10 protein-coding genes and 1 tRNA gene are annotated in these 8,424 nt (G+C 60.2%); 2 read left to right on the top strand and 9 right to left on the bottom strand.

Going from position 1 to position 8,424, the window contains the following annotated elements; translation table 11 throughout:
* The 3 genes from EN914_RS15350 to EN914_RS15340 all read right to left on the bottom strand — a co-directional run.
* Positions 1 to 539 (bottom strand): ABC transporter permease (locus EN914_RS15350; RefSeq protein WP_127389142.1); only part of this gene is annotated, 539 nt, incomplete at its 3' end.
* A 1-nt stretch (position 540) separates the two neighbouring features.
* Positions 541 to 1,443 (bottom strand): ABC transporter permease, encoded by a 903-nt coding sequence (locus tag EN914_RS15345; RefSeq protein ID WP_024503899.1) that lies wholly within the window; start codon positions 1,441 to 1,443, stop codon positions 541 to 543.
* Positions 1,444 to 1,456: 13 nt separating this feature from the next.
* Positions 1,457 to 2,536, bottom strand: a complete 1,080-nt coding sequence (locus EN914_RS15340; RefSeq protein WP_024503900.1) for a spermidine/putrescine ABC transporter substrate-binding protein — start codon at positions 2,534 to 2,536, stop codon at positions 1,457 to 1,459.
* Between the two features lie 91 nt (positions 2,537 to 2,627).
* Here EN914_RS15340 and EN914_RS15335 point away from each other — a divergent pair, with 91 nt between their 5' ends.
* Both EN914_RS15335 and EN914_RS15330 read left to right on the top strand, forming a co-directional pair.
* Complete coding sequence (locus EN914_RS15335) at positions 2,628 to 3,242, top strand: TetR/AcrR family transcriptional regulator (RefSeq protein WP_024503901.1); 615 nt, start codon at positions 2,628 to 2,630, stop codon at positions 3,240 to 3,242.
* Between the two features lie 126 nt (positions 3,243 to 3,368).
* Positions 3,369 to 3,938, top strand: a complete 570-nt coding sequence (locus EN914_RS15330) for a DUF2569 family protein (protein WP_024503902.1) — start codon at positions 3,369 to 3,371, stop codon at positions 3,936 to 3,938.
* 366 nt (positions 3,939 to 4,304) lie between these two features.
* Here the strand turns inward: EN914_RS15330 and EN914_RS15320 are convergent, their stop codons facing one another.
* The 6 genes from EN914_RS15320 to EN914_RS38720 form a co-directional block, all read right to left on the bottom strand.
* A complete protein-coding gene (locus EN914_RS15320) occupies positions 4,305 to 4,604 on the bottom strand; it encodes a DUF1236 domain-containing protein (RefSeq protein ID WP_013531386.1) in 300 nt (99 codons plus the stop codon).
* A gap of 1,260 nt (positions 4,605 to 5,864) precedes the next feature.
* Positions 5,865 to 6,572 carry a Crp/Fnr family transcriptional regulator gene (locus tag EN914_RS15305; protein ID WP_063168079.1) on the bottom strand — a complete coding sequence of 236 codons (708 nt, stop codon included), beginning with the start codon at positions 6,570 to 6,572 and terminating at the stop codon, positions 5,865 to 5,867.
* 612 nt (positions 6,573 to 7,184) lie between these two features.
* Positions 7,185 to 7,565 (bottom strand): hypothetical protein, encoded by a 381-nt coding sequence (locus EN914_RS15300; protein ID WP_081714474.1) that lies wholly within the window; start codon positions 7,563 to 7,565, stop codon positions 7,185 to 7,187.
* A gap of 269 nt (positions 7,566 to 7,834) precedes the next feature.
* The gene (locus tag EN914_RS15295; RefSeq protein WP_024505796.1) at positions 7,835 to 8,098 is read right to left on the bottom strand and encodes an outer membrane protein; all 264 of its coding nucleotides are present in this window, start codon (positions 8,096 to 8,098) and stop codon (positions 7,835 to 7,837) included.
* Between the two features lie 5 nt (positions 8,099 to 8,103).
* Positions 8,104 to 8,179, bottom strand: a tRNA-Thr gene (locus EN914_RS15290).
* A gap of 12 nt (positions 8,180 to 8,191) precedes the next feature.
* On the bottom strand, positions 8,192 to 8,424 hold a 233-nt coding region (locus EN914_RS38720; RefSeq protein WP_206527205.1), incomplete at its 5' end, for a hypothetical protein.

Below are 8,424 nucleotides of genomic sequence, written 5' to 3'. Positions count from 1 at the left end.
GTGATCAACAGCAGCACCTTCCATTCCGGCGCGCCGAGGTCGCGCGCGGCGCGCTCGATGTTGATCTGGTGGTCGCCCATCTGGCTGTAGATGATGGCAAAGCACAGCGGCAGATTGATCACGACATGGCCGATGCCGGCGGCAAGCAAGGATTTCGGTACGCCGGCCCAGTTGAACAGCACCAGCAGCCCCATGCCGATGATGAGATAGCTGACCGTCAGCGGCAGGGTGATCAGCCCGCGCAGCAGGCCGGAGCCGGGCAGGACGAAGCGGGCAAAGCCCCAGGCGGAAAGGAAGCCGAGCGTCACGGCGGCGAGCGACGAGATGGACGCGACCAGCAGCGAATTGACCAACGCCGACGTCAGCCGTGGGTCCGAGAGCACTGCGTCGTACCAGCGCAGCGACGGGCCGGTGAAAGGCGGGATCGGGAACGACGTCGCCTGCAGCGAAAACAGCACCAGCACGATCACGGGCAGGAAGATGAAGCCGTAGACGGCAAGCGCGTAGAGCCAGGAGGCGATGCGGACAATCCTGCGCATCTCAGGCCCGCTCGATCTTCAGCCAGCGGGCGCAGGCGAGATAGGCGATGGTGACCACCGCCATCAGGATGATCGACAGCGCCGAGGCCAGCGGAAAGTCGCCGCGCCGGCCGATCTGCATCATCACCAGCTGCGGCATCAGCAGCTCGTTGTTGCCGCCCAGGATCTGCGGCGTGATGTAGTCGCCGATGCACAGCACGAAAGTGAGGAAGGCGCCGACCATGATGCCGGGCAAGGTCAGCGGCAGCACGACATGCAGGAAGGTTCGCACCGGCCCGGCGCCGAGATCGGCGGCCGCCTTGCGGTAGCTCGGGCTGAGCTGCTTGAGATTGGCGAAGATCGTCAGCGTCAACAACATGACGAAGAAGTGCACGAAGCCGGTGATGGTGGCGAAACGCGTGTTGGCGAGATGCATAGGCTCGCTGATGAGGCCGGAGCCGGTCAGCGCCCGGTTTACGACGCCGTTCTGCGCCAGCACCAGCAGCCAGGAATAGGAGCGCACGACATAGGAGGTCCAGAACGGCAGCACCGCCAGCATCAGCGCCAGCCGCTGCCAGCGCTCCGGCACCTGTTCGGCGAGGATCCAGGCGAAGGGATAGGCGAGCAGCACCGATACTACGGTGACGATCGCGGTCACCTCAAGCGAGTTCACCATCGCCTGCCAGTAGGAAGGGTTGGTGAAGAACTGGCTGTAGTTGGACAGCGTGAAGCCGCCGCCCTCATGCGCCGTCAGGCTGGAAAACCCCATGGCAATGAACGGCAGCACGAAGAACAGCAGCGTCCAGCCGAGCGCCGGCGTGACCAGCGCCCAGGGCAGAGCAGAGCTCGCCCGGGGCAGAGCAGAGCTCGCCCGGGGCAGGGTACGGCCCGCCCGGGGCAAGGGGTTGTTTCCAGCCGAGCTCATGAGCGCTATCGGCTCATTTCGCCTGCAGCATTTCGGTCCACATGTCCTGCATCTTCTTGTCGAGATCGGCGTTCGGCGCCGGATAGGCCTGGGCACGCGTCAGGAAGCCCGGCTGTTCGTCGAAGCGCAGCACCTTCTTCTGGTCGTCGGTCAGTGCTGCCTTGGTGTTGGCCGGCATGCCCCAGTAGCAGGAGGAGGTGGCAAGCCGCGCCTGGCCCTCCGGGCTCATAATGTACTGGATGAACTTCAGCGCCATGTCCTTGTTCTTGGAATCCTTGAACATGGCCAGCGACTGCGACCACAGAACCGCACCTTCTTTCGGGATGGAGAAGTCCAGCGCCGGGTTTTCCTTGGCCAGGCCCGCCGTCACCCATTCGCCGCCGCCGACCAGTATGTCGACCTCGCCCGTCGCCAGCGCCGTCTGGCTGGCGGTCACTTCGCCGACCAGCTTGGCATTGGCTTTCATCTTCAAGAGCTCGTCCTTGAGGGCGGGCAGGTCGGCTTCGGTGAGATCGGCCGTCTTCTTGCCGATCGCCAGTGCGGCCATGCCGATGACCGGCAGGTAGTAGTCGTAGATGGCGACCTTGCCCTTGTACTTGTCGCCGGTCAGGGCCGCCATCGACTGCATGTCGGCCGGATCGACCTTGGTCTTGTTGTAGCCGATCGTGTTGTAGCCGAACTTTTCGGTGATGCCGTAGCGCTTGCCGCCGACCATGGTGGAGCCGTCCATCTTCACCTGCGCAAACAGGTCGGCCAGCGGCAGCTTGTCTTCCGGCAGCGGCTCGAACAGGCCTTTTTCGACGCCGCGCGGCACGTCGATCGAATCGATCACCATCACGTCCCAGTCGCCCGGCTGCGACTGTTCGACGATGGCAAGCCCGGCGCCGGTGCCCTCGAACTCCTTGACGTTGACCTTGACGTTATTGGCCTCCTCGAAGGGCTGCAGCAGCGCCGGATCGGCATGGTCGCACCAGATCAGCGCGTTGAGGTCGGCGGCATGCGCGCCGGTCGCAAGCAGCAGCGCCGCGGCTGCGGCAGCAGCGAGCAAATGGGTCTTCAGGACGGAAAGCGGATTGCTGGCTTTAGCGGACATCGAGTGTTCTCCCTTGCCTTTGTGGCTTCTTGCAAAAAATTGAACCAATTCTAAAATTGAGTCAATTCTGTTTTTGTGGCAAGAGGCTGGAATGAGCGGATTGCGGGCAAGGCAAAAGGCGGACCGGCACAGGCGCATCATCGAAGCGGCGGCGGAACTGTTTCGAGAGGCCGGCTATGAGGGCGCCAAGATAGAGGCGATCGCCACGCAGGCCGAGGTCTCGGTCGGCACCATCTACAACTACTATGAGAACAAGGGCGACATCCTCGGCGCCATCGTCTCGCTGGAGGTCAATGAGGTGCTGAATGCCGGGCAGGGCGTCGTCGCCAGGCCGCCGGCCAATGTCGGCGATGCGCTGGATACGCTGATCGGCATCTACATCGAGCACTCGCTGCACTATCTCAGCAAGGAGATGTGGCGGCAGGCAATGGCGATCTCGACGCAACTGCCCGACAGCCCGTTCGGCCAGGCCTACACCGCGCTCGACCGCGCGCTGACCGAACAGATCCGCGCCCTGATCGCCCGGCTGCAGGCGCTCGGCCTGGTGCGCCAGGACATCGACGGGGCGGCGCTCGGCGAACTGATCTTCAACAACATGAACATGATGTTCATCGAGTTCGTGAAACGCGACGCGGCGAGGATACCGGAGCTGCGCGCAGCGATACGGAGGCAGAACCGGATTTTGGTGGCGGCGATCGGGGTGTGAGGGAGTCAGGAGCAGACAGGAGAAAATCGTCGGTTCGGCATATTGTCATTTCACACCAGCGCTCGCCTCTTGAGTTGAATTTAAAACCTGGTACAACTTAAGGGAGCATAAAAAGGGGAGGCGTAAATGGGGGCGTTTTCCATCTGGCATTGGGCGATCATGCTGCTGTCGATCGGCGTGCCTGTTTTCTTTGCTGTTCGATCGGCCGCGAAGCCGTCGCAGAATCCTGAGGCTCTTGTGGGCTTCGGCGGCTGGCTGATGCTGCTGGCTATCGGTCAGGCATTGTCACCGCTGCGCACACTCGCCGAATTGGGGGCCTCCAGCGATGGCTACAACCAGCTCATGCTGGTGCCGAATGGACCCATGGTGGTCTATGGCGAGGTTGCCCTGCTGCTGGCATTCATGGTGTTTCAGCTTGTGGTGCTCGTTGCCATGCTGAGGCGGAGCCTTCGGTTCAAGCCGTTGTTTCTCATCCAATGGCTCGCAATCCCGGTGGCGGTCATACTGGACGCGATCTGGGTCTCCACCGCGATCGGGGTTTCGGTTCGGAAAGTGGTCACTGGCGAGGCGCTTGCGACGTACATAGTCTCGTTTGTGCTGATAGGGCTCTGGGTCGCCTACGTCTACAAGTCCGTCAGGGTGCGGAACACCTTCACCAGGGTTGGGTCATCCACCCAGGTTGCTGGCGCGTCGTAGAAGAAGGCACAACTTGGAATGTTGGAACTGCGCGCGGCGATCCGCGGGCAGAACCGAATTCTTGTGGCGGCGATTGGGGTGTGACCTCGTGCACCACTATGTCGCCATCGAACCTGGAACGGCCAGATCCTGAGCCGACCGACCTCGACCATCATCCGTGACGGCTGCGACCTTTTGGAAGGTCTTTATTTCGGCCTCATTTATACGTGCTGCCCGCGCTCTCGCCTGGAGATCAACCAGGCGCGCCACGAGCGCTTGCGACGTCTCGACTTCAGGGTTCATCATTTTCATTTGTCCGATTGAGTGGCGATTTGACGAGCGCAACCCGCCGGCATCCCTGCCGGCGGGCCTGGCCGGTTCGAAGTTTCAGTCGTAGACTTTCACAATCTTGCGTGTGCTCGGGTCCACCAAAACCGTTCGGTTGTCGACCACCGTGTAGCGGTATTTGACGTTGGGAACCTCGTGGAGTTCGACCGTGTCTGGCAGAGCCGTGCCGACATTCAACTCCACCCCCGGAAGCTTCACAGAAGCCAAGGGTTGCTTCTTCACGTATTCGCGCACGACGGTGTCCTGTTCCGGTGTGATAACCACATCCTGTGCCGCAACCGCGCCGACGCTGGCCAACAGCAAGAGCGCCGCAGCGGCGCTGCTTAGGTGCATCCTCATTTGTTTTTCTCCTCTTGTAACCTGGCGGCAGCACGATCGGCTGGGCGCCAGCCACCCGAACACGTCGCCAGGCCAAACGTTCCTCATACGGGCCTCTGTCTGAATCTGCGCAGGACCAAAGTCTGGTTGGAAAACGCAATGGTCTTACCCGTTGGGAGTAGGCGGAACGGCTTAGGCCTAAAGGTTGTTGTCTCTCCAATTCGGAGAGAAACAGTGGAAAAAAGTGTCGGCCAGGCGCGATGGTTGCTCGCACCGATTTTCGCAACAGCCATCACCTTCCTGGTGATGGGGGTCGTTCTTGGCTGACATGGCGTGGATCGGCGCAGCTACGTCCCTTCCTGCGCTGATAGGACCCGTGAGCTGCTTCGGCGGCTGGCGGGTCCTGTATTTCACCGTGCGCCCATGCATGCTCATTCGGCAGGCGTGGGCGCATTTCTAGCACATGTACCTTGGGAGGTTTATTATGGATCGGCGATCCTTCTTGACTGCAATGTTTGGCGTTGCCGGGGCAGCGGCCCTTGCAAGCGCTGTCCGCCCAACTGACGCAATGGCGGGTGTTCCAGGGGCCGGACACGGCATCCTCGATGAACTTGAGACGCCACAAACAGAGACCTTTGAAGAAGACGCACAGGCAGAAGTGCAGCAAGTCTACCATCGGGACTGGCACTACCGTCCCCACCGCCGCCGGCGGGGCTGGAGACGGGTTTGCCGCAGTTATTGGCGGCATGGTCGCCGTCGCGTCCGGTGCTACCGCCGACGTGGTCCTTCGGTCGTCCTTCGATTTTAACTGATTTCCCGCCTCGGCCCGTTCCGGCTCACGCGCCGAGAACGGGCCGGTTCAGATTCTTTTCGGTGAACGATGACAATGACATTGGTCCACAGATCGAATGAGAGTGGCAGCGCGAACCAACCGGGAAATGGCAACGATGATCGTGCGCCCGGGTTTGTGGCCTCCGTCGCTTTGCCGGACAGAGAAAACATTGCCGACCTTGTCAGGCGAACAGAGCGCATGGCCATCTTGGTGGTTCTTGGACTGAGCGGCTGGTTGATGCTCGTCCCCGCTATTTATCTTGTGCTGACGCACGGGATATGAAGCTTGCGGGACATCCGTGCGCGCCCAGGGTTGGATTGCAATCGCATCGGATCGCGGCTTCCGCAGCCGTTTCGTGTCACCGGCAATGTGGGCGGGACGGGCTGTATTGCTGGCGCGAGGCGCAGGTGCTTGGATCACCGCGGCCTACGTCCGGCATGCTTGGAGCGCTATAATCCAACTAGCCGAACGTAATCGGCTTCTGGCTTGCCGTAGGTGCCGTTTGCGCAGGCCGCAAGTCCGCTGCGGTCCCTGATGTGCACTTCGCCACGTCGAGAATAGATGAAACCACGTCCTTCCAGCACTTGCAGCCCAACGGTAACGCCTGGGCGTCTTGCTCCAAGCATGACGGCGAGAAACTCATGGGTGATCGCAAGGCGCTCGCCGTGGACCCGATCGTCACACATTAAAAGCCAGCGCGCCAACCGCTCTTCAAGGTTTGATTTTGCGTTGATCAGGGCCGTATAGCTGGTCTGGATGTGGAAGTAGTGGACATAGCGCAACAGGAAAAGGCGCAACGTTGGGCTGTTCGCAAGAGCCTCCTTGAAGGGCTCGGTTCCCATCCTGAAAGCGCTGCCGGCCGACTGAACGTAACATTGATGCGCTGCATAGTCAGCGCCCATCACGAGCGCGGCACCGGTCATTCCCTCAAAGCCGACAAGGCCTACCTCGGCTTCCTTACCTGAAGCCGTCGCGACCACAGAAGCGATGCCGTCCTCCAGGAAGTACACCGTCTCGATCTCCGAATCGGCTTTCTCCAAGGTCATTTTCGGCTCGAGGTCACACAGTTCAAGGTGTGGCTGCAAAAGCCCCAGGTCACCAGGGTCAAGCCTGCGCAACAATTGGTTTCTGTAGGAATCGTTCTCTGGATTGGTCATAGCTCAATCCCGCTTGGGGCAAGAGCTTTCCAATCTCCCTGCCGTCTGCGCCCGTAGACACGTGCAGACGATTTAAAAAATATACGCCCTCTGGCGCGCGATTGACAGTGAAATGCGACCTGATGCGCGGCGTCCCCTCAGCCGCCGAATTACAAAACAGGGGTGTACAAAGTTAAAGGGTTGGAATCGTACAGAACTCTGCTTCGTACGAATCCGACAATTTGTGATCGCAGCCAACGAGCCGGCATGATGTACATGGTTATCAATGTCGAGGCAGAGCGACGAGAGGGCACTGGTAGGACCGACTGGCAAGGCGACGGCTGTGCCCCATAACGGGTCAAAAGTTTGGCATCTAAATTGCTTTCACAGGTATGGGGTGGGCGAGAGCCCGTCGCTTCGCAAATGGAGCGGCGGGTCTACCCTACCAGTGACTGTCGAATGGCCACGGCAGCAGAATGTACCGCCTTTCAGCAGAAACTAACGGAACATCCGTACTCGCCCAAAGTTGGATTGCAGGAAGCATCGCATGCGGGCTTCCGCAGCCCGTTTCGTGTCACCGGCAATGTGGGCGGGGCGGGCTGTTTTGCGTTGGTACGCAATTTATACCGCTGACTACTTGTGGGTAATCCAGTCCAACAAGCCAACGTCAACCTGCTCGCACCCGACATATTCGCGGACCAAGCTTTCAGCCAGGTGGCGCCATTCACACTCGGGAACGCCTGTTTCCCTGACCAGGTTTCGAAACGCCGAGCGGAGAATGTCGGCATCGAAGGCCGAGACGGCAACAGGACCTGGCTCCGGATCTCCCTCCCGGGCCATGTCATCGCGATGACGTTGGCGAAGGCGCTTGAGCAGTTCGCGCGAGGCCTCGATTGCGCGTCGGGAGTGGTCCATATCACGGCGAAATGAGGCAGTTCCGGCCAGGGAATGGTGCCGCAACCGAAAGCTGGTTTCTATAACCGCGCGTGCGACTTCTATATGCGTTTCTGCCATCGCGGCCTCCCTTCCTGCGAAAGGATTTATTTACTCTCTTGTCACGCGTGACCCAAGAAGGATTCAACGTACGGTTTGATACGAAGGGGTGGCGCGCAGATGGGCATGGTCCCGAACGAACGAAGGGCCTGAACGGCAAACTATTTGCGATCCAGGCCCCTAGCCGTCGGGTTCGTGGCGACATTGCGCCCGCGGAATGCCGTTCACAAGCTGGACCTTGGTCTTGCCATTCCCGCGGAGGGCGTCAAAGTCGGAGACGCGCTGAACAGTTAGAACTTCATCGCGATGCCGACGCGGAAATCGTGCGTCTGAAGCGTGTGTTCCAGCGTGCATCCGCCGCCACAATATTCAAGCGACTTCTTGCCGAAGAAGGAGAAGTCGTATTCGCCGCGCAAGAACACGTTGTGTGTGAGCGCGACGTCGATGCCTGCTCCAACAACACCACCGACCAAGGTGGCATCCCGCTCAGCGTTTCCACCCGGGTAGAATGTCTTCAGCTTTGCAGCGGTTACACCAGCCGTGACGAACGGCATGTTTCTGGTGCCCCCGGACGGAATCGAACCGCCGACCTTCGGTTTACAAAACCGCTGCTCTACCAGCTGAGCTACAAGGGCACGGCGCTCCGGTTAGCATATTTGTTGCGCCAGTAAAGACAAAACTCCGTTTTTTCCCGGCATGCCGCATGGGCCGTCGGCGAGGGCATCCTGAAAACCGCCGGATTGCTTCCTACATCTAGGGAAGGGTGCAATCGCTTCGAGCAGGGGTGTCGCATGATCAGATTTGTCATCATTCTCCCGATCATCTTCGTGGCCTGGATGCTGCTGGTGAAGATCATCAGCGACGTGAAGAAGGCCAATGT

Source organism: Mesorhizobium sp. M7A.F.Ca.CA.001.08.2.1 (assembly GCF_003998455.1).
Classification (GTDB): domain Bacteria; phylum Pseudomonadota; class Alphaproteobacteria; order Rhizobiales; family Rhizobiaceae; genus Mesorhizobium; species Mesorhizobium ciceri.
Note: the sequence above shows the minus strand (reverse complement) of the source record. Positions and strands in the feature narration are given on the sequence as shown.